We start from the raw sequence: 21845 nt of genomic DNA on the forward strand, positions 1-21845 counted from the left end.
ATTACGTTAGGTTGACTTATAATGTTTCGATCATGTGCTTGGTGCATAACTGGGAATAGATTGAGCATACTCCAAAGATACATTAATTAGGAAATAGGTAGTGTTTACTGCTGCCATTTTGGAGATGAGGTTTGCCCATGATTCGCTATCCCTATCGCAAACATAATAGAAAATCGGGTGTGGATAAGAATAATGGAAATTCTCCGCGCTATTTAAAAATCGAGAATTGCTTGGAAACCAACCTGCAGCAAATTAAGAAATTGACATCAGATAGTCCGGATTTTCTGATTCGCCGCTTTAAAGTGGGGATTAGAGAGGATGTTCCCGCCGCTATTGTATTTCTGGATAGTATGGCCAAAACGGATACGGTGAATGAACTCATTATGAGATCCATGCTTAGCCGTCCATCTGCTGAAGTGGCTGTTGAGGCGGAGAGTCCAGAAGCGTTATACGCAAGAATACAGAGTCACGCGCTCGCACTGGGAGAAGTGAAGGACTGCGATGATTGGAGTTCCATGATGGAACAATTACTAATGGGGGACACGATCATCCTATTGGAAGGCTGCGAAAAAGCCATCGCGTGCGGCACACGTGGGGGAGAGACACGCGCAGTCAGCGAGCCAACAACACAGACAGTCGTCAGAGGACCGAAAGAGGGATTTGTAGAATCCCTGTTCACGAATATTTCTCTGGTCCGGCGACGGATTAAAAGCTCCGATCTTACACTGGAGATGTTCCAAGTGGGAAGCACGTCCCTCACAAATGTGGCCATGCTGTACATGAAGAATATTGCAAATCCACGCATCGTAGATGAGGTTCGTAAACGGGTAGAAAGCATCAATATTGACGCTGTATTTGAGTCCGGCATGGTTGAGGAGATGATACAAGAAAATCATTTCACACCATTCCCAACGATCTTTAACACGGAAAGACCCGACACCATCAGCAGCAATATTATGGAGGGCCGAGTGGCGCTCATTGTAGACGGGACTCCATTTGTACTGGTGATGCCTACAGTATTTGCCCAATTTTTTCAGAATTCTTCGGATTATGAAGAACGTTACGACATGGCGACTGTTGTTCGGCTCATTAGATATATCAGCTTCATTATTCTTATTCTGGGGCCTTCTCTCTACATTGCCTTAACAACATATCATTATGAAATGATACCGACTCCACTGCTGATCAGCATATTGGCTCAGCGGGAGTCTGTTCCTTTTCCTGCATTTCTAGAGGCGTTTATTTTGGAGATTACCTTTGAAATTTTGCGTGAGGCAGGTATTCGAATGCCGCGTGCAGGTGGTCAAACGGTATCCGTTATAGGTGCGCTTGTATTGGGTCAAGCGGCCGTGGAAGCCGGGATTGTCACCCCGCTACTCACAATTGTAGTAGCCCTGACGGGAATAGCCAGCTTCGCAATCCCAGCCTATAACATGGCAGTGGCCGGGAGATTGTGCCGGTTTATTTTCATGATACTGTCTGCGTTTATGGGGCTATACGGTATTACATTGGGGTTGATTGCGTTGATCGCTCATATGAACAGCCTGAGTTCCTTCGGGGTGCCCTACATGGCGCCTTTCAGTCCTTTTGTGCTAGAGAGCCAAAAGGATGCCGTATTGCGACTTCCATTCTGGATGATGAAGAAACGTCCTAAAAGCATTACGTCTAAGAATCAGAAACGAATGAAGGATGGAAGCGGGACTTCCTCTTCTGATAAAACCACGCCGATGCAGGAGGGGGGCAATCAGGGTGTATCAGGGGAAGAGGAATGAACAAAGTGCAGTAACTTTTAAGGGAAGAATAGGGAGACTGTGTTTAGTCCTGTTACTGTTCGCTCCATTGTTATCCGGTTGCTGGGATTCTGTGGAGTTAAACCAGAGAGCAGTAGTAGCGGGGATAGGAATTGATATGGTGGGGGAGTCAGAATATGAGGTCTCCCTGCAAGTGATCGTGGCAGATGAAATCGCTGGAGCCAAAGCGAGAGGAGATACTCCTGTCGTTTTGTATCGGGAAAAGGGAAAAAATCTGTTTCAAGCGCTCCGCAGAGCCTCACAAAGGGTTCCGCGGGTTATTTCTATGGCGCATACCAAACTGGTCGTTATTGGTGAAAAGCTGGCACGGGCTGGAATCGGCGATACGATGGATTTTTTGGAAAGGTCTACAGAAATCCGACTGCCGGTGAAAATGCTGGTGGCACGTGGTAATACTGGGAAGGATGTACTGGCAATCATGACCGCGATCGGCCGTATTCCCGCGAATGATATTTCAGGAAAGCTGGAAACATCGGAGCGTTTGTATGCCGGGGATTACGCGGTGACTATCGACGATGTCATTCGCAGCCTGTCTCATAAGGGTGGCGGTCCTGTGCTGACGGGCATAGGGGTCAATGGGAATTTGGAGCAGGCCTCAAGCAAGAGCAATGTGGACAATATTTTACCGAAAGCTATTGTTCACATTAACGGAATGGGGGTGTTCAAAAAGGATCGGCTTGTCCGCTGGTTGGACGATGACCGGGCCATTGGACTGTCTATGATCAACAACAAGGTGAAAAGTGCCCAAACAACACTGAGCTGCGGGAAGAATAAGGAAACCATTGGCATCGAAACCTTGTTTTCTGCAACCAATATACACACTCGGATGGAGCAAGGAGAGCCTATTTTTGTGATTAACTTAAAACAGACCGGGGCAATACAGGAGGCCGAGTGCTCGATTAACTTACAAAGCCCGGAGGCGATGAAAAGATTGCAGGAGCAATGGACAGAGGAGACGAAAAAAATGATCACTTCAACAGTCAGGGAGGTTCAGCGTACCCGCAGCGATGTAATAGGCTTTGGCCTTGCGCTGGAGAGGAGCTATCCCAAACAATGGAAAAGACTCTCTTCTGATTGGAGCCATTATTTTGCGGAAAGCACCGTTCGTGTTCAAGTGACTTCTGTACTGAAACACACTCAGTCGCGGACTAACCCATATTCCAAGGGAGAATCAGACTAGTGAAAATAGAACAAGGAGGGAAGGCCATGAAAAAAAAGGTGCAGATAGGTGCAAAAGAGATGATCTCTCTTATGGTGTTGTTTGAGATGGGCACATCCATGATGTCTATTCCCGGAAGGAATGCGGGCAAGGATGCATGGATCGCCATCCTCATTTCCACGGTTTTGGGGGCAATGCTTTTTGTATGCTATGGCAGCCTTCACCGACGCTTTCCCAACTTGCTAATGACACAGTACTGCAGAACCCTTTTGGGGAAGAAAGCAGGGAGTACGCTTGCTTTTTTATATATCGTGTTTTTTCTTTACGGCGGAGCACGGGATCTTCGGGACACGGGGATCTTGATTGCCGACCGGACACTTCAGCATACGCCGTTGACAGTCATCTGTGGTTTAATGGTTGTACTTGTCATGTATGTGGTGTATTTGGGAATCGAGGTTGCAGGCCGGACGGCCATCATCATGTTGATTTTGCTACTGCTGCTGGGCCTTGCTACGAATATATTAATTTTGTTGGCAGGCATTGTAGATATGGGCAATATATTGCCCATAGCCGAGCATGGCTGGCAGCCGATATGGCAAGTTGTTTATTCGCAAGCCGTGATGCTACCGTACGGCGAGATGGTTACGTTTGCGATGATTCTCCCTACATTAAAAAAGGAATACCGTGCCAATGGGATAGGGATTTCCGCTATATTGCTGGGAGGGCTGCTCCTGTCTATTATTACACTGTCCAATGTGCTTGCACTGGGAGAGGATGTGTTCAAACGGGCGACTTACCCACTACTCACGATGATCAGTAAGGTCGAAATATCTGATTTTATCGACAGAGTCGATGTCATCGGCGTGATGAGCGTTATTATTTTTGATTTTTTTAAAATTTTGATTTTCTATTATGCCGCGGTTAAAGCCGCAGAGGATGTATTGAGAATACCTTACCATAAACTGATCCTGCCATTTGGTCTGATCATGTTAGTCTCTTGTGTATTGATGGCACTGAACTATCAAGATCACCTTCAAACAGGCGAGTTAGTACTGAAATGGCTGTTTCCGATATTTGCCGTGTTTTTTCCTATCTTGCTGCTAATCGTGTCGTGGCTGAGAAAGATCTGGAATAAAAAAAGAGGGTAAAATATCTCAAGAGTCATCATCTTGCCGACAAGAAAACATCGGTATCGGTCAAATGCTTATTTTGATGTTCCATTTTATTCTGGGAAATGCGGTCGTAAGGGTGCCTTGTTCTTTCATTCATTATTTGTTTGTGTTATCCCTTGTTTGTTCTTTCTGCTGGCTCTCTTGCGAAGAAGCAGAGGAAGGAGTAGAAACTTTGAGGAAACGTGACCATTGTAAGAAAAGGAAGCGAAATGCGTTACCTATTGGCTTTTTTCCCACATATATAAAGAACACGATAAGCATTCCTGCCAGAACGACATATTCCGATGGTCGCATCGTGCGAAAAGCCAATGAAATAGGCTCCCAAGGATGACGGGCACCGAAAAGCCATTTTATCGATATACTTGTTCCGAGCATGAGCAGCATGAAAAGCGTGAATATCCACAGTAACTTCATAAACTATCCCTCCGATTGTAAATAGGCTAAACATGTACTCCATGTATACATTGTGTTGCAAAGCGGCACAATTTATCCGATCTCATTGACTTGAAATAAATTAAGATTTATACTTATTCTAAATTAATTTTTATTGTGATTATAAGTTTATAATAAATATAATCTGCGTTGATTAAGGGAGATGCGGTATGAGAACTCTAAATTTAACTTCGCAGCGCCAAGCGGTATATGATGTGGTTCGTGAGGCCCACGATCATCCTACTGCTGCCGATGTTATGAATCGGCTAATGGAGCGCGGATATAATCTGGCCTATGGAACGGTCTATAATTCATTACGTTATTTAACGGATAAGGAATTAATCCGTGAGCTGAAACTAGGAGAAGCTGCTAGTCGTTATGACGGTCGAATGGACGATCATCAGCATATTATTTGTCAGGTATGCGGCCGAGTAGATGAAGTGATGAGTGAAGTCCCACACGATTGGATTGATACGGTTGCGCATGAAACGGGATATACCATTGCCCATGCCCATGTCGTATTTGGAGGAGTGTGTAAGGAATGTCAAAGCAAGCGGATCAAGTAACGAATCGTATTAAAGTGGCTGACATGCCTAGACGCGTGAAGGGCAGTTGGACATCGATGTTGTCTGCCCCGTCTACACCTGCGGTGCAGACCGTTCCTTCTAATGAACCTTTGTATTGTCCGACCACACGTCGCATCATTCTGATCAGTTCCGTGCCGGGTGTAGTCCATGGTGTGGTGCGTACGTTGTCAGATGCGTGTTTTGACGTGATGGTCTTCCATCGCTGGGAGCCTGAAGTACAGCGTCATTTGGGGAGCGACCTCTTGATTTACGATTTGACCGCCACCGATCCACGGCGTGAATTGCTGAATATCCGCAATGACCTTGAACATGAATACATGAAAGATACACCAGTCATGTATGTAGTTCAGGATCGGATGTCTGTACGTGCGCATGAGCTGCTTCCTTCGGAAGAGGTGCTGGTATGGCCACTGGCATCCAACCAAATGGTGCATGACATCGAGCGGATGATTGTGCGTCATCCGGTGATTTCCCGCCAGGCAGCGCAGACCAGCCGTCGTACGGTGTTCAAGGACATCTGGATTGATCGTGATAAAATGTTGGTATATAAGGAAGAGAATCCATTGAATCTGACCAAAACGGAATACGATTTGCTGCTGAAGCTGATAGATTCTCAAGGAAAAGTGATCTCGCGCGAGCAAATGATGCATGATATCTGGGAAACTGATTTTGTTGGCGGCAGCAATGTTGTGGATGTGCATGTCAAAAGTTTGCGCAAGAAGCTGGACGATCGACCTGCGGAGCCTGAATATATCGCTACCGTAAGAGGTGTAGGATACAGATTGGCAGATTAAACGGAAGGTTATGAATATCGATGAATTTCCGCCGGATGGAGACCATTCGGCGGTTTGTATATACGAACCCTAAAGTTGACACTAGGTGTGACAGTTGACTTTATCAGGATACATACACTACAATCGGTAGTGTGAGGTGCTTCTTATGAAACGACTGAATTTTAAAGCTGGCGAAACCGGACTTAACCGATTTTTTGGGCCTCTGGAAGCCAAAATTATGGATATTTTATGGTCCACTTCGGATCGGAGTATCAAAGAAGTGCAGACCGCATTGGAGGGGGATCGGGACTTTAACTTCAATACGGTAATGACCGTGATGAACCGTTTAGTGGAAAAGGGGATTTTGAGCAAAAGTATACGCGGGAGAACGTCCTTATACCGTCCTGTCTTAAGCAGAGAAGAGTTTATGGATGAGCAATCCAAAGAGCTGAGTCACGAACTGGTGGATGAATTTGGTCCGCTTGCTGTCAATCATATGATTGATGCTCTGGAAGTAGCTGATCCGATTTTGATCGAACGTTTGGAACAAAAAATTAAACAATGGAAAAAGGATATGTAGACGATGTGGAAAACACGTTCTAAATTACTGTTTACAGCAGGCGCCTTGATTTCGGGTTTTGCCCTAATGCAGATGGGGATGTACGCCGGGCAGCATGTTTTCGGCTGGAAATTGAATTTTAACGTGTTTCAAATTTGCAGAAGTTTGTTGCAGCACTACGGAATCGGCTACATGGTGGATGCGCTCAGCGGACTGGTTTTTGTAACCTTCGGTATCGCCGGAGGAGAAGCAGTCAGACAGTGCATGGCTACCAGGGCGGCTTTCCGCAGACTGCATCGAATGCGCGACCTGCCGTTGACCGAAGCACTCGGTGAGCGATATCGTGAACTCGGGACCGATCGGATTTGGGTCATTGATTATGCCAAGCCTGCTGCGTTCACCATGGGGTTATGGAAGCCGCGTATTGTATTGTCCTCTGCACTATTGTCCTTACTGGACAAGCATGAGGAAGAAGCGGTTATATATCATGAAGCATATCATATGAAACATTATGATCCATTGAAGACCTGGTTCCTGCAAATGTGCGCTACACAGCTGTTTTACTTGCCGGTGCTACGTCATATTACCAACCATTACAAGACGGCCCGTGAAATCTTGGCGGACAACGAGGCGATTCATCAAGCCGGTTCACCGGTTGGGATTGGGAGCGCATTGCTCAAGCTTCTGAGTATGACACCTGCTAATGCCCGTCTGGTAAACTCCGCCGCTTGTTCCTCTTTTGCAGAAACGTCCATTAATTATCGTATCTCACGCATTCTAGACCCTCAACAAAAGCCGATCATTCAGATGCCTTGGCGTTCGATTATGTTTTCAGGCTATGTACTCGTCATGCTCACGCTTATGTTTGCATTGGCGTTAATCTAGTTTGGCAAGATGTATTATAAAAGGTGGCGCCTTGTGCGCTACCGATTCTTGATACGCACAACACTACATTTTGTAGTGTTAATTATCTAATCCGTATACAACCTAAAAGGAGATGAGCTTATGAATCAAACGCTTGCGAATATTGGATTGTTATTGGTACGAATTTTTACAGGAGTTATTTTTATCGTTCACGGTGCACAGAAGTTTCAGGGACTAGACGGAACCTCCGGCTTCTTCCAGAGCCTCGGACTTCCTGGCTGGATGGCCCCTGTGGTCGCTACGGTTGAACTGGTTGGAGGCATTGCACTGGTTCTGGGTATTGGAACACGACTGGCTGGAGCAGCATTGACCATCGTGATGATCGGTGTATTGCTCACTGCTAAAAAAGGACAGCCTTTTGGCTCGATTGAATTTGATCTCCTGATTTTGTTTACCAGTCTTCAGCAAGCCCTTGTCGGTGGACGCTTTCTGGCGATTGATCAGTTGTTTGGCCGTAAAAAGGCTGAAAAAAGTAACGTACAGGTCTAAATATTCATATATCCGCGTCCTTAGTCTCATAGGGCGCGGTTTTTGTTTTGCTCCTTTGTGAAATTTTCTTGTAAATCATTTGCTGCTTTCAACCGATATAACTAACATTGAATGTAATACAAATATATCGCTTTTTAAGCAAAGGGGAAGAAAATACATGGGAACAAGGCGAAAGAGAAAGACAATTTGGACACTCAGGAACAAGTTGATTTTAGGTTTTTTGCTTGTTTTGCTGATTCCGAGCTTAAGTATTTCCAGTGCGACCTATAAATCATCATATAATGCTATGGAAAAACAGCTCCACAGCAGTGCGAATCAGGGGGTAGCGACGGCTAACTCAATTATTGAATATGCAATCGCCAGTAAAATCGAAGATGTGAGATATTTGGCGGGGCGACTTGACAGTTCGATGATTGATGGTAGAAATAGCCCCTTGATTGAGCCCAAGCTGATCCAATACAAGGGCTTGCACGAAGATGCTACGGATATTTTTGTCGGTACACCAGAGGGCTTGATGATCCGGGGGGTACCCAAAGAGGATGAAGGGACATTTGACCCTCGCACACGACCATGGTACATCGAAGCGATGAAGCAGCCCGGTAAGGTTGCAATTACGCCTGTTATCATCAATTCATCGGGTATTCCTGTTGTCGTAGTATCTCAGACGCTTTCCGACAAGTCCGGGGTTATCGGGATTTCTTTAAATCTGGAAAGTGTACGTAAATTGGCCTCTATTAAAGTGGGCCAAGAGGGGTATATCATCATTTTGGATCATGCGAAAAAATTTGTAGTCCACCCTACGGCTAAACCGGGCTCATCTCCTCAGGAGAATGTGCTTGATACAATGTATACTGCGCCGAGTGGGAACTTTAAATATATGCATGAAGGTCGCGAGAAATATTTGACCTATGTAACGAATGAGGATACCGGCTGGAAAATTGCGGGTACCTTCTATCAATCCGAGATTAGCGATGCCACTGCTGCCATGCGTTATGTAACCATTATTGTGCTGGCTGCCTCGTTGGTGATTGCGCTTATCGCGATTTTCCTGATTACCCGTTCTGTTCTGGTTCCGATCCGTAAGTTGCAAAAATCAGCAGAACGAATCAGTGAAGGAGATTTGACGGGCGATTTGGAAACGGGAAAAACAGATGAGGTAGGCGAACTGTCTGCTCACTTTCAAACCATGGTGGATAGTTTGCGTACGATGATTCGAAGCGTACGCGAAACAACTGATCGGGTAAGTTCTTCAGCGGAGGAGCTGGCTGCGGGTGCAGATCAGACGACCCAAGCCATTGAGCATGTTACTATTGCTATTCAGGAAGTAGCTGTAGGCAGCGAACGTCAGCTGCAAAGCGTCAAGCATGGCTCTGTGAGTATGGAGGGACTGGCTCAGCAAGCAGCGGATGTATCTGAGCGCATGGTGGGTGTATCTGAACATGTGAAGATGAATGCCGAGTCGGCACAGGAAGGCAGCAAGGCTGCTACGCAGGCTGTACAGAAAATGCATGATATCGACGAGACTGTTCATGATCTTGGACACGCTATGGACTCCCTGAGTGAGCGCTCCGGTGAAATCGTGAATATTATCAGTGTTATATCTGGTATCGCCAAACAGACCAATCTGTTGGCACTGAATGCATCCATTGAGGCGGCACGGGCTGGGGACCATGGCAAAGGATTTGCCGTGGTTGCTACAGAGGTACGCAAGCTGGCTGAGGAATCTGCCAAATCGGCTACCTTGATCTCGGAGCGCATTGAAGCGATGCAGGTGGATATGAACCATGCTTTAGGCGCGATGCAACAAGCACGGATACGGGTGACGGAAGGTATTGATTCGGTAACCACATCGGAGCATTTCTTTGCGGAAATCAGTCAGGCTGTTGAACGCGCGATGGGGCATATCCATGAAATTACCGGAGTGACTCAGGAAATGGCACGGGGGACTGTAGGTGTCGTGGATATTATGAGCGATATTTCCCATATTTCGGACGAGGCGGCGAGCAACACCGAGTCGATCTCAGCAGCGGCTGAGCAACAGCTTGCTTCCATCGAGGAAATTGCTTCATCCACAGCAGACCTCAGTCAAATGGCAGAGGAACTGCGCGAACTGGTTGGACGTTTCCAGATTGAAGAGAAATCATAAATGGTAAAAAGCGCCCGGATAACGGAGGTTATATTCCGTATCCAGGCGCTTTTTGATGTTTTATTAAAACTTTTGGTTCGCAGGGTTAGAAGTCACCGTTGAACGACTTGCGGCGATTCAGACGGAAACGGGCACCTCGTGAGCTGTTGGACGGACGCAGAGAACTTCTCTGAAACATATTGTTCAGAATCAGTGCGAAAATGACCAGTACAGTCCCATACAGTTCATAACGGCTAATGGTATAGCCTTGGAAATACATAAGTACCAGCGTGGTAATCGGTACAAAATTAATAAATAGAATTCCGTTCAGCGGAGACAGCTTGCGGATTCCGGCATTCCAGCTCAGCAAGGCCGCTAGCCCTGGAAGCAGGATCATAAAGCTCATTTCATATTTGACTGACCATACGTGTTGCCAATCCGGCACTGTAATCCAGTTGAAAGCAGAGGCAAAGGTCACGACTACAAAAGAGACCAGAGTTCCAAGCAGGCAGGTCAAGGTTGAATATCGAAGAGTAGACCACCCTGCAAAATGACTGCCTCCCATGGAATATACGACCCATCCGACGACACCTACGAAAATAAGCAGCAGCGCCAATAGATGTTGTCCGGCAAGCGTGAAAAAGGTCCATTTGCCGTTCGTGATAACCAGTAATGCTCCGGCCAGCGCAATCAACATGCTGATTAATGTATATTTTGGAGGCATTTTACGGGTCATGATCCACACCATCGCAATGGAGATCATCGGCATTAGCACTTCCATAATGGCAGCAACAAGGGTACCTGCTGCCCCCATCGCGTGCTGTCCCTGGAAAACGGCCATATTATAAATGGTAAATCCCATAGTTCCGAAGAACAATAACACCTTGCCCTTGCCCTCAAAGCGAAATGCAGTCCATCCCTCTTTGAGCCACAATAGCACAATTAATATGAGTGTAACCGATAAATAGCGCAAAAATGAAAAGTACAGTGGATTAATATGCTGTAGTGCAATGTGCGAAACCGGAAACATCGCCCCCCAGGACATACTGGCGATCAGGCATAATAAAGATCCGGTCATGATCTGTTTGTTCATGGTGTACAAAAGCTCCTCCTTGCCGGTCTCAGCGGACATATCTTATGGACACATCATAAAGGATAGGAAGCTGTTGGTAAAATGATTGAAAATAAACATTATGATCATTTAAAATGATGATAAGTGACAAGGTGCGTCAATTTTGGTGGCCCTTGCCCTTCACAATAAGGGGGAACAGTAGTGGATCTGAACGATTTAAACATTTTCCAGACGGTGGCTGCACATGGCAGTGTCAGCAAGGCTGCAGCCGAGCTTAGCTACGTCCAGTCCAATGTAACGGCCAGAATCAAGCTACTGGAAAAGGAACTGCAGACGCCTTTATTTTATAGACATAAGCGGGGGATGATCCTCAATGCTGAGGGTAAGCGTCTGCTGCAATATACGAAAAGTATTTTATCGCAATTTGAGGAAATGAAGCATGCGTTTCAGAACACCTCCGCACCTTCAGGGGTACTGGAGATTGGTATCGTGGAGACTGTCATTGCCCTTCCGGCCATTTTACATGCTTACTACAGTAAGTACCCGGATGTCGAATTGTCCCTTAAGGCGGGGGTTACGGAATCACTGGTGCAGGAGGTTGCAGAAATGCGACTGGATGGAGCCTTTGTAACCGGACCGGTCAAGCATCCGCTCATTGAACAGTTTGATGTATTTCAGGAAAAGCTGGTCCTCGTATCTCAAGGAAGTGACTTTTCGGTTGACGATTTTGCAACTCGTCCGCTCCTGGTATATAAAAAAGGCTGCGGATATCGGGGAAGACTGGAAACCTGGCTCAAAATGGAGGGGATTATCCCCAAGCGGATCATGGAGTTTGGGACATTTGAAACGATTATCGGCAGTGTAGCAGCAGGCATTGGAATGACCGTTTTTCCCGAATCCTCGATCAGCGGGCTGGTGGCTCAAGGTCTTGTGTGCGGTCATGCCATCCCAGAGCCTTACAATGAAGTGACAACGGTGTTTATCCGCCGTAAGGAGGCCTTCGTTACCAGTACCTTGCAGTCTTTTATAGATGAAATTACTACTCAGACAGAAGCGTAGCTTTATCGCTTGGGCTCGGGTACAATGAGAGGGATTTGATCTCATTGTTCATCCTGAAGGAGGGCTATTATGTTTACAATATATCCGGCTGCTTCCCGATTCAGCTTCGATAAGGGATGGCTGCGGGGGAGCCACAACTTTTCATTCGCGGAGTATCAGGATGAGAACAATACAGCGTTTGGTCCTATGCGTGTCTGTAATGACGATGTTATCACACCGGGCCGGGGCTTTGGGGCGCATCCGCACAGCGATATGGAGATTGTCTCCATTGTACTGTATGGGGAACTGCGTCATGAAGACAACCGTGGACATGTGGCGGTGACCCGTTTTGGAGGCATTCAGCGAATGTCAGCGGGCCATGGCATCATTCATACGGAGCACAACGCTTCGCAAACCGAGGATGTCAGTCTGCTGCAATTGTGGTTTAGTCCGCACACGAGAGGATTGCAACCTTCCTATGAGACTACAGCGTTCAATACGGAGCGTCTGCACGGTCAGCTTCTGCCTGTCGTTGCTGGAAAGCGTGTACCAGGCACGGAGGGTGAAATAGCTTCAATCAATCAGGATTTAACGATTTATTTAAGCAAACTTCAGCCCGGGGAACAAGTCGAATTCACACAGGCCGAGGGTCGGCGCGTGTTCTTGTTCGTCATCGAGGGCTCACTGCGTGTGAACGGTGAATATCTTCTGCAAGGGCGCGATTCTGCTCGTATAGAGGAGGAGCCGAAGCTATCACTGAAGGCAGAAGATTCTGTTTTTTATATGCTGATTGATTTGCCCTAAAAGGAGGTGCGCACAATGGCGCAGCAGGAAACATGGCTGATCAAGCATGCTGTCACGGGGCGAAGCTTTGCTGACAGCCGCAAGCAGCGTTTTGATTGTCGTTTGGAATTGGCGGACGGCGTGTTTCGCTTCACACTTCAAGAGTTGCCGCGTGAGGCAGCGGAGGCGATTGTGCGTTTCAGCGAGGAGCTGAACGTATTTCGCTTTGTAACGCCCGCAGACGGTGGACCCGTGGTAAAGCATTGGTATTACGTCACCCCGGAAAGTGTGCAATATCATGCTCAGATCGGTGAGCTTACGTTTGAAGCTGGTTCTGAGATTGAATACCATCCCGAGGAGTATTGGGGAGACTAAATCTTCTTAATCATAAATGTTCGAATGTATAATCGATTTTCAAAGGCTCTGCATCATTGCGGGGTCTTTTTGCTATGTGTTCAAGATGGTGAGTTCATTGGATACATAATCCTTTGCAGGCTGGTACATCCTATATGTCATATTACCTGATCGGCTTATTCGTAAAGGGGGGACTAACGATGAAGAAAGGGCGCTTTCCCAAGTTGCCAAAGCTACCGTGGAGCCGGAGAGCGATTCCAACCGGTGAGCGCAAAACACGAAATTCTTCTCGTGTGCCTAAAGGGCTGCCGGAGTCTTCATGGCTAGAAGAGCCACTGCGCAGCAGTCTGGAAGACAATAGGGTCGCATTGCGTGATATTTTCAAGGAATGCTCTGATATCGTCTACCGAGAGCTCATGATTTCCCCTGAACGAAAAGGGTTGTTGGCATATTTCGAAGGTACGGTAAAATCAGAAGATTTGCAGGATCATATCCTGCGGCCTGTCATCTTGGGCATGATGCTCAAGGACCCTGAAGTGAACGGCAAATTGGAGCCGCTGGATGAGACTCGTATTTCCATGTCCCAGACCAAAACGATGGATGAATGGAAGATGGTATCGGCAGCGATACTGGACGGCAATGCCGCTCTGTTCGTAGATGGAACGGCTCGTGCTTATATTTTCAGCGCCAAGGGGGGCGTCCGCCGTGGTGTGGAGGAACCGCAGACCGAGGCTGTTATTCGCGGGCCGCGTGAGGGCTTCACTGAAACACTTCGCGTGAATACGGCACTGCTACGGTTCAAGCTGAAAACCTCCAAGCTCAAGATGCACAGCATGACCCTCGGAACAGAAACCCAAACGAGTGTCGTCCTTACCTATATCGAAGGGATCATAGATCCGAAGCTGGTGGAGGATGTTAAAAAGCGCCTCAGCGATATTAGAATTGATGGTGTTCTGGAGACTGGATATATTGAGGAACTGATTGAAGATCACCCATATTCGCCGTTTCCGCAAATGGAATACACTGAACGTCCGGATACCGTCACCGCGCAATTATTGGAAGGACGTTTTGCCATTTTTGTGGACGGAACCCCTTTTGCCCTGATTGGACCAGTCACGATGTGGCAAATGATGCAAGCGAGCGAGGATTATTACGAGCGCTTCTTCATCAGTAATATGGTGCGCTGGATTCGGTTTCTTTTTCTCATCATGGCTCTCTTTCTGCCAGCATTATATGTAGCGGTGACAACCTATCATCATGACATGCTGCCGACGACGCTCATCTTGAGTATTGCGGCGGCTCGGGAATCCATCCCTTTTCCAGCACTGGTGGAAGCGTTGATGATGGAGATTTCCTTTGAGGCGTTGCGAGAAGCTGGGATTCGTCTCCCCAAAACGGTCGGTCAGGCCGTCAGTATCCTGGGCGCGCTCGTTATTGGGCAGGCCGCAGTACAGGCAGGGATCGTATCGGCGCCAATAGTCATTGTTGTGTCGCTCACAGGTATTGCCTCGTTTACCATACCGCGTTTTAATTTTGCCATTACGGTTCGTCTACTGCGATTTCCAATCATGCTGATGGCTGGTTTATTTGGATTGTTTGGCATCATTATTGCGACAACGCTGATTGCTACGCATCTAACCAAGCTAACATCGTTTGGTGTCCCTTATATGAGTGGATATAGCCCGTACAACCATATGGATCAAAAGGATATTATCGTCCGTGCACCTTGGTGGAAAATGACCAAACGTCCTTCATGGATTGGTAAAGACAACAACAAACGAGCGAAGAAAGAGATGAATGGATCGCCTAAAACCGAGGAGGGATGGTGATGAAGCCCACATCGAATACACAGCAAATGCGTAAAGCAGCTGTACTCTGTTGTCTACTGCTTTGTTCTGTTCTTTTGGGAGGATGTTGGGATCGTCGTGAAGTGAATGATGTGGCCTTTGTGATGGGGACCGGGCTTGATAAGGAAGGCGATCAATACCGGGTAACGATGCAAATTGCTCTGCCCGGACAGCTCGGATCTTCGGGCAGCACAGGAGGAGGGGGAGGTACAAGTGGTACGAAGTCCTACTACCTGGAGTCCAAAACAGGTCCAAGCTTTCGGGGAGCAAGTATTGAGGAACAGCGAGAGGTTTCGCGGACACTGAATTATTCTCATCGACGGGTGCTGCTGCTCGGGGAGACGCTGGCACGAGAAGGGATTAACAAAATGATGGATGTCATTGCACGTATTCCGCAGAACCGCCTGTCTTCCCTTGTTGTTATCACAAAGGGGTCAGCGATGGAAATGCTTCAGGCAGATGCTCCGATTGAGCAATATCCAGCAGAAATGGTGCGTGAGCTCAACTTTTCCTATATGAAGAACCCTCGTTCCGTTAAATTGCTGATGAATTCCGTCCTGCTGGAAGGCATTGATCCGGTAGTGCCGGTAATGTCTCTGGTGAAGAATGGGCCTGATAGTCTTAAAGACAAGAAGACAAATATTCAGGTTGATGGACTGGCTGTCTTTCGCCAAGACAGATTAACAGGGATTATTGATAACCACCTCAGTCGGTTTCTACTGTTGGGTATGGAGCAAGCCAAGGAAACAGAAATTTTTATCCCCCCTCCTAAAGGTAGAGGCTACATATCTGTGCATCTCATCGAAAATAAAGTCCATATCAAGCCCTTTATTCGGGGGAACGAAATTCGAATGACTATTCATATGAACTGCAATGGGAATGTGAAGGAAAATGAGACGAGCTTCGATATTTCCAGAGAGGAAAATTTGAAGTGGCTGGAGCAGCAGACGGTCGAGGAAATCAAGAGGGAGCTGGGAGAGGCCGTCAAGGAAATCCAGCAAAAGTATCATTCAGACGTGCTTGGCTTGGGCCGGGCTATAATTACGAATCACCCGGATGAGTGGAAACGGATTAAACCTCAGTGGGAGCAATTGTATCCCAAGGTGGAGGTCACCATAGATCCGGTCGTCCATATTGAGAATATCGGTGCGGTCACCAAACCATTCGGGGTCAAAAAGGAGCAAATCCAGAATGAATAAAGTATTTCTATTACCTTTATTGCTGGCTATGCTCTTCATGTATCTGATTGACCGTAAACGTATTAGCAATGCACCTGCCGTCAATCGCTGGGTCTCCCGCGTACTGTATGTCATTAGCATTGGTATCTGGATTTACGGCACATCGACGAAGAGCACTGTTTATGTGGCTACTTGGCTGACCCGATTTATTGACATGTGGCTCCCCACCGCGTTGTAAATCGTGTAATGGATGCCTGCGGGAAAAAGGAGGATGTACCTGCATGAAACAGTTCACAACCAGACAAATTGTGCTGCTTGGTGTATTAATGGAGGTCGGTATTACTCTTATACATGCTCCAGCGCAGGCAGCAGATCACGCGAATCAGCATGCCTACTGGACCTGTGTAATTGCGGCTATTGTGCTATGCTTGCCGATTTGGGCGATGTTGAGACTCAAGCGGCGCTTTCCTGATCAGGATCTGATGCAGGCGATGGTAAGCTCTCACCCTGTGCTGGGGCGTTTACTGCTTGCAATTTACCTTATTTTATTCCTGATCATTTTTGCGCGGGATTTGAGGATTATTACCGATCTGGTGGAGGTGGTGCTTTTGCCGCTGACTCCGATTGTGGTCGTATCTCTTATTGTGCTATTGACTATGGTATTTATGGTTAAAGGTGGAATGAGTACACTCATCAATATGACCGAGATTTTTGTCCCGTTGTTGATTGTGACGCTGTTGACTATGCCGCTTTTTTTTGGAGGTAATATGGATTTTTCAATGCTGAGACCCTATTTACATCCGGAGGTAGATGGAGTGATCAAGGGTAGCTGGCGCATGCTCGGATATATGGCCGATATCATGATCGTTCCCTTTGTGATTTCTGGGAAGAGCTATAATGGACGTAGTGCATGGTTTGGGCATTTACTCGGAACCGCTATTCTGATCATGCTGGTGTTGCTGTCGGAGTTAGTGATTGGAGTTCCTATCTTGTCACGACTGTTTTATCCATCGTATGAACTGGTGCGTCAGTTGCAGCTAACGGACTTCCTGGATCGGTTCGACTTGTTCGTGGCAGCACTGACCGTACCCACCTTTCTTACGAAGATTGGAGTTGATCTGTACGTTACCAGTTTGGCGGTAAAGCGTATGTTTGCCCATGTCTGGGGGAGTCTGATGGTTTGGCCCGTAGGTTTGTTAGGTTATGTCTGTTCGTTTATGCTGTTCTCCAATATCGTACAAATTTATGATTTTAGCCGGGAATGGACTGCGGTGATGGTCATTTTTTTTGTATTCATGCCCTTCTTGCTGTGGATGTTGCTACGGCCCAAATTTAAAGGGAGTGGCAACGATGATAAGTCCTCATCTGGCAGGGAGAGGGATAGAAGTGATCAGAAAGAAGGCCAGCAGGAAAGCGAAACAGGACACACCCACTTATAAGATTACTATATTTATCGAAAAAGTAATTCTTATTTGTGTTTTGCCTCTCTGATTGTATACTTGGTAGAAAGAAATATGACTTCTACAAGGGAGGCAACAGCATGGCACAACGCATGGCAGGTAAGAGAGTCGCTCTTGCCGGTCCCCGTAAAGCAGAAGAAATGGCACTGCTAGTTATGAAGATGGGGGGCGAGCCAGTAGAGCGTCCGGCCCAGGGGACTGTTTTTCTAGATGATATCGAGCTGCGCAACGCTGTTGTATCATGGGTGAAGAACCCTCCGGACTGGTACATCTTCACGACCGGTATGGGACTGGATGCTCTGTTCGATATGGCGGAGGATATGGGCGTGGCCGAGCAGATTATAGAGCTGCTGCAATCCTCCAACATTGCAGCACGGGGCTACAAGACGGTCAATGGACTCAAAAAGCGTGGCTTTACGCCAGCAGTACGGGACGAGGACGGAAGTTTGATCGGATTGACACGGGCCTTTGCCCCATATGATCTGAAGGGGAAGGAAGTGCTGTTGCAACTGCATGGAGACCCCGCCCCCGGTTGGTAGAGTGGCTGGATGAGCAGGGCGCAGTGACCCGCCAAGTACTTCCTTATAAGCATATCCCACCTGAAGAAGCAAAATTGCAGGCGTTACTAGATGATGTTATAAACCGTACGATTGATGCCGTTACGTTCACGAGTGGCCCGCAAATCCGATTTTTGGCCCAATATGCCAGAGAGCAAAATCGATTTGAGGATTTACTGGAAGCTTTTCGTGAAGATGTAATTGCTGTATCGGTGGGCAAGGTGACCGCACAATCCATTTTGGAAGAAGGGATTGAACGAATCGTGTTTCCAACTGAAGAGCGCATGGGTGCGATGATGGTGGAGCTGGGCAAATATTTTGAACATAGTGATTCGGTGCATGGCTGTGGTCTGAAGAGCGTGAACGGTCATTTGAAATGAGCTAGAAATGATAATGCAGTAAGCTAAAATGAACTTATATTTACGAATACAGCGTAAAATAGAGATAAGGGCCTACGAGGTCTTTATCTTTTTTTGTTGGACATGCATCGACAAAGTTTTTTGTTATAGCGAAAATATTTATCTAATATAATGAATAAGTTTCGATGCATGATATTGAGGACAGGAGCTGAGACGTTTATGAATTCTATTTGTGTATTTGCAGGGTCCAGACCTGGACATTCATCGGTATATGTTGAGGCCGCAGGCAAGCTGGGTGAAGCTATGGCTCGCCAGCATATCCGTCTAATTTATGGTGGCTCCAGCAGGGGGCTGATGGGTAAGGTGGCGGATGAACTACTGGCGGGTGACGGTCAGGTCACCGGCATTATGCCCACCCTATTATTCGATGCAGAAATTATTCATCGGGGAGTTACCGAGTTTATTGAGGTAGCAAGCATGCATGAACGTAAAGCGGCGATGAGTGAGATGGCCGATGCGTTTATAGCCCTTCCGGGTGGGTTGGGAACCTTTGAGGAGCTGTTCGAGGTATTGTGCTGGGCGCAAATCGGCATACATCGCAAGCCCATTGGGCTGCTGAATGTGAATGGATATTTTGACCCGTTGATAGAAATGGTACGTCATAGCGTGCAGGAAGGGTTTACCGGAGCTGATCATCCAGCACTACTGAGTATCTCTGCGGACCCGGATGAATTGCTGCATATGCTGAAAAATAAGGCAGAGAACTTGAAATAAAGCTTTTTTCGTGCTTGCACAACTGATTGAGGCAAGGTTATGATAAGACCCATAATCAAATAGCGGACAGACAAGGTGCCTTTGCGGTTGAGCAAAGGGTAACAGGGAATCGGGTGCAAGTCCCGAGCGGTCCCGCCACTGTAAGGAAGAGGATTCTTTTAAATGGTCACTCGTACAAAACGGGGAAGACGAAAGAATCCGTTGATGCCAAGCCAGGAGACCTACCTTGATCTGTATGCACCGTTAACCTTCGCGGAGAGGATGGGTGTACGAAATCAGGAAATCAGGCACACGTTGCTTTTTCCATGTTGATTACAGGTTTGCGTGGATATGAACGTGTAGCAGCGTTTGAAGCGCAAACAAAACAGATGGAAAACAACGGCAGATTGGAGGAAGACAAGACTGTCCTCTTACGCTGTTTCGTCTGATGAGAGAGATACGTACATAGGAACCCCATCCGGGCAGGATGGGGTTTTTTCGAGTTACAGGATGCCACAAATTATTGAAATAGATAGTATAGCTGCCCTGAAAAGGATGATAGGAGGAGCACGATGAGCCCATTAGGAAAATTGCTGGTGATTGGATTTGGACCAGGAGATATGGAACATATCACAAAACGTGCGTTGGATGCGCTGGCCGAAAGTGAGGTCATTATCGGCTACAATACCTACGTTGATTTGATCCGTCCGTTGTTGAACGGACAGGAGATTGTACGCACAGGGATGACAGAGGAAGTGAGCCGTGCGCAGGAGGCGGTTCGCCAAGCAGAGATGGGCAAGAAGGTAGCCGTCATTTCCAGTGGAGATGCTGGGGTCTATGGCATGGCAGGTCTGGTGTACGAAGTGCTGATGCAAAAAGGCTGGCGTCGCGAGGACGGGGTTGAGGTGGAGGTTGTGCCGGGGATCTCGGCTATTCAATCCTGTGCTTCGTTGTTGGGAGCGCCAGTTATGCATGATGCTTGCACGATCAGTCTGAGTGATCATCTGACCCCGTGGGAAACAATCGTGAAGCGTGTAGAAGCTGCGGCTTCGGCTGATTTTGTGATTGCATTATACAACCCGCGTAGTGGTCGGCGTACCCGCCAGATTGTGGAGACGCAGTCCATTTTGCTTCGTTACCGTGATCCGCAGACTCCGGTTGGGCTGGTGAAGAGTGCTTATCGTGAACGTCAGCAGGTTATTGTGACGACGCTGGAAGATATGCTGAACCATGATATCGGGATGCTGACGACCGTAATCATCGGCAATTCCTCGACGACAGTGTATGACGGCTTAATCGTGACTCCACGCGGCTATCAGCGTAAATACACGCTGGACGCGACCGAACAGGTGCTCAAACCGCATCAGCGGCTTCGCACGGAAGCGGAGCCGTGGTCGCTGGGCGCGCAAGAGGATCGCGCGCTAGATGCACCGCAGGGAGGCGGAGCTCTGACTGCGCCTACCGGGCCTTCCGCGAGCGGTGCTGCGGTTGCCACGCAGGCACGCCCGCAAGCGATGGCTGCTGTACAGGTGCCGCCTGCGAAGCAAACCGGGGCGACCCCAGCATCGCTGGCAGCAGAGGCGCTCGGTCGTCTTGCTGTTGGCGGCAAGCTGCCAGGCGAAGCCAACGCTCGCTGGAGCGGGCAAGCGCCTACCGCCCAGAGCGCCGTTGGAACGGCAGCAGGGGCCGGAGCAGGAGCTGCGGCTGCGAAGGCGTCAGGCGGCTTTGGCAAGCCTGCGCTGTTTGAGGTGGGGGTTTCCCCTGGCGTGGGAAACAAGAAGTTCACTGCTCGGCAGATGGCACTGCTCGCCGAGGTAGCGGGTGATGATGGCGAGCTGGAATACACGCCAGATCATCAGATCGTGCTGCGCGTGCCGTGCCTAGACCCTGAGGAACTGGTCGGTCGGCTGCGGGATGAACGATTCATTGTCATGCCGCTCGGCGATGTGTTTAAGGTCAAGGCGTGCGACTTCTGCAATATGGAGAAAGATGACGCTGTGCCTGTGGCTGAGCACCTACAGGTTGTACTCGGCGGATTACAGGCACCCAAGGAAACGAGCATTGCTTTGAACGGATGCGGCATGGCCTGCTATGGAGCGGTGCTGGAGGATATCGGAATTGTCTACCGCAAGGGAGGATATGATCTTTTCCTCGGCGGCAAAAAATTTGGCCGTAATGCTCATGCCGCTCAGCCCGTAGCGGAAGGGATTCCAGGTGATCAGATTACGGACATCGTGGAGAATATTATCGCTGAATACAAGGAAAAAGGGCATCCGAACGAGCGTTTTCATAAGTTTTTCAAACGTGTAGGCATCGTTGCGGGTTTCCGGCATGAAGATTCACCGGCAACAGTAGAAGTGAACGCGGTTTGTGGTGATTAATAGGTTTGTAGGCTTGATGAACCGGATACAAG

20 protein-coding genes, 1 pseudogene and 1 riboswitch are annotated in these 21845 nt (G+C 47.9%); of the genes and pseudogenes, 19 read left to right on the forward strand and 2 right to left on the reverse strand.

Annotated elements, in window-relative coordinates:
- Positions 1 to 137: 137 nt before the first annotated feature.
- From BN1546_RS13105 to BN1546_RS13115, 3 genes are read left to right on the forward strand one after another with little or no spacing between them, the layout of a single operon-like run.
- The gene (locus BN1546_RS13105) at positions 138 to 1772 is read left to right on the forward strand and encodes a spore germination protein (protein WP_090737856.1); all 1635 of its coding nucleotides are present in this window, start codon (positions 138 to 140) and stop codon (positions 1770 to 1772) included.
- A complete protein-coding gene (locus BN1546_RS13110) occupies positions 1750 to 2991 on the forward strand; it encodes a Ger(x)C family spore germination protein (protein WP_090737857.1) in 1242 nt (413 codons plus the stop codon). The genes BN1546_RS13105 and BN1546_RS13110 overlap by 23 nt, the downstream gene beginning before the upstream one ends.
- Positions 2992 to 3017: 26 nt before the next feature.
- Positions 3018 to 4118, forward strand: coding sequence for a GerAB/ArcD/ProY family transporter (locus BN1546_RS13115; protein ID WP_025675821.1), 1101 nt, complete (start codon positions 3018 to 3020; stop codon positions 4116 to 4118).
- A gap of 120 nt (positions 4119 to 4238) precedes the next feature.
- On the opposite strand, the gene BN1546_RS13120 is transcribed toward BN1546_RS13115, so the two are convergent.
- Entirely contained in the window at positions 4239 to 4556 is a 318-nt protein-coding gene (locus BN1546_RS13120) for a YczF family membrane protein (RefSeq protein WP_090737858.1), read from the reverse strand.
- A gap of 188 nt (positions 4557 to 4744) precedes the next feature.
- On the opposite strand from BN1546_RS13120, the gene BN1546_RS13125 reads away from it, so the two are divergent.
- The 6 genes from BN1546_RS13125 to BN1546_RS13150 all read left to right on the forward strand — a co-directional run bounded on the left by BN1546_RS13125 (position 4745) and on the right by BN1546_RS13150 (position 10052).
- A complete protein-coding gene (locus BN1546_RS13125; RefSeq protein ID WP_013373543.1) occupies positions 4745 to 5140 on the forward strand; it encodes a Fur family transcriptional regulator in 396 nt (131 codons plus the stop codon).
- Positions 5116 to 5955, forward strand: coding sequence for a response regulator transcription factor (locus BN1546_RS13130; protein WP_090737860.1), 840 nt, complete (start codon positions 5116 to 5118; stop codon positions 5953 to 5955). The genes BN1546_RS13125 and BN1546_RS13130 overlap by 25 nt, the downstream gene beginning before the upstream one ends.
- A 145-nt stretch (positions 5956 to 6100) precedes the next feature.
- Complete coding sequence (locus tag BN1546_RS13135; RefSeq protein ID WP_016324858.1) at positions 6101 to 6514, forward strand: BlaI/MecI/CopY family transcriptional regulator; 414 nt, start codon at positions 6101 to 6103, stop codon at positions 6512 to 6514.
- 3 nt (positions 6515 to 6517) lie between these two features.
- Positions 6518 to 7378: a M56 family metallopeptidase gene (locus BN1546_RS13140; RefSeq protein ID WP_090737862.1), complete on the forward strand. Its 861-nt coding sequence runs from the start codon at positions 6518 to 6520 to the stop codon at positions 7376 to 7378.
- A gap of 120 nt (positions 7379 to 7498) precedes the next feature.
- Complete coding sequence (locus tag BN1546_RS13145) at positions 7499 to 7906, forward strand: DoxX family protein (RefSeq protein WP_090737864.1); 408 nt, start codon at positions 7499 to 7501, stop codon at positions 7904 to 7906.
- 157 nt (positions 7907 to 8063) lie between these two features.
- Positions 8064 to 10052: a methyl-accepting chemotaxis protein gene (locus BN1546_RS13150; RefSeq protein ID WP_090737866.1), complete on the forward strand. Its 1989-nt coding sequence runs from the start codon at positions 8064 to 8066 to the stop codon at positions 10050 to 10052.
- Positions 10053 to 10137: 85 nt separating this feature from the next.
- Here the strand turns inward: BN1546_RS13150 and BN1546_RS13155 are convergent, their stop codons facing one another.
- Positions 10138 to 11124 (reverse strand): DMT family transporter, encoded by a 987-nt coding sequence (locus BN1546_RS13155; RefSeq protein ID WP_255305341.1) that lies wholly within the window; start codon positions 11122 to 11124, stop codon positions 10138 to 10140.
- Positions 11125 to 11304: 180 nt separating this feature from the next.
- On the opposite strand from BN1546_RS13155, the gene BN1546_RS13160 reads away from it, so the two are divergent.
- The 10 genes and pseudogenes from BN1546_RS13160 (at position 11305) to cobJ (ending at position 21813) form a co-directional block, all read left to right on the forward strand.
- Positions 11305 to 12162, forward strand: a complete 858-nt coding sequence (locus BN1546_RS13160) for a LysR family transcriptional regulator (protein WP_013373535.1) — start codon at positions 11305 to 11307, stop codon at positions 12160 to 12162.
- 69 nt (positions 12163 to 12231) lie between these two features.
- Positions 12232 to 12945, forward strand: a complete 714-nt coding sequence (locus BN1546_RS13165; RefSeq protein ID WP_090737870.1) for a pirin family protein — start codon at positions 12232 to 12234, stop codon at positions 12943 to 12945.
- A gap of 15 nt (positions 12946 to 12960) precedes the next feature.
- Positions 12961 to 13299 (forward strand): hypothetical protein, encoded by a 339-nt coding sequence (locus BN1546_RS13170; protein WP_013373533.1) that lies wholly within the window; start codon positions 12961 to 12963, stop codon positions 13297 to 13299.
- A 179-nt stretch (positions 13300 to 13478) separates the two neighbouring features.
- Positions 13479 to 15107: a spore germination protein gene (locus tag BN1546_RS13175; protein ID WP_090737872.1), complete on the forward strand. Its 1629-nt coding sequence runs from the start codon at positions 13479 to 13481 to the stop codon at positions 15105 to 15107.
- On the forward strand, positions 15107 to 16324 hold the full coding sequence (locus BN1546_RS13180) for a Ger(x)C family spore germination protein (RefSeq protein WP_090737874.1): 1218 nt from the start codon (positions 15107 to 15109) through the stop codon (positions 16322 to 16324). Before BN1546_RS13175 ends, BN1546_RS13180 begins: the two co-directional genes overlap by 1 nt.
- Positions 16317 to 16541, forward strand: a complete 225-nt coding sequence (locus BN1546_RS13185) for a hypothetical protein (protein ID WP_013373530.1) — start codon at positions 16317 to 16319, stop codon at positions 16539 to 16541. Before BN1546_RS13180 ends, BN1546_RS13185 begins: the two co-directional genes overlap by 8 nt.
- A gap of 43 nt (positions 16542 to 16584) precedes the next feature.
- Positions 16585 to 17742: a GerAB/ArcD/ProY family transporter gene (locus BN1546_RS13190; protein WP_090737875.1), complete on the forward strand. Its 1158-nt coding sequence runs from the start codon at positions 16585 to 16587 to the stop codon at positions 17740 to 17742.
- Between the two features lie 101 nt (positions 17743 to 17843).
- Positions 17844 to 18700: pseudogene (locus tag BN1546_RS13195) on the forward strand (uroporphyrinogen-III synthase).
- 198 nt (positions 18701 to 18898) lie between these two features.
- Positions 18899 to 19453 carry an LOG family protein gene (locus BN1546_RS13200; protein ID WP_013373527.1) on the forward strand — a complete coding sequence of 185 codons (555 nt, stop codon included), beginning with the start codon at positions 18899 to 18901 and terminating at the stop codon, positions 19451 to 19453.
- A gap of 56 nt (positions 19454 to 19509) precedes the next feature.
- Positions 19510 to 19697, forward strand: a riboswitch (cobalamin riboswitch).
- A 307-nt stretch (positions 19698 to 20004) separates the two neighbouring features.
- Positions 20005 to 21813, forward strand: a complete 1809-nt coding sequence (cobJ, locus tag BN1546_RS13205; protein ID WP_090737877.1) for a precorrin-3B C(17)-methyltransferase — start codon at positions 20005 to 20007, stop codon at positions 21811 to 21813.
- Positions 21814 to 21845 lie beyond the last annotated feature (32 nt).

Origin of the sequence: Paenibacillus sp. Mc5Re-14, from assembly GCF_001049835.1 — a bacterium.
GTDB classification, from domain to species: domain Bacteria; phylum Bacillota; class Bacilli; order Paenibacillales; family Paenibacillaceae; genus Paenibacillus; species Paenibacillus polymyxa_C.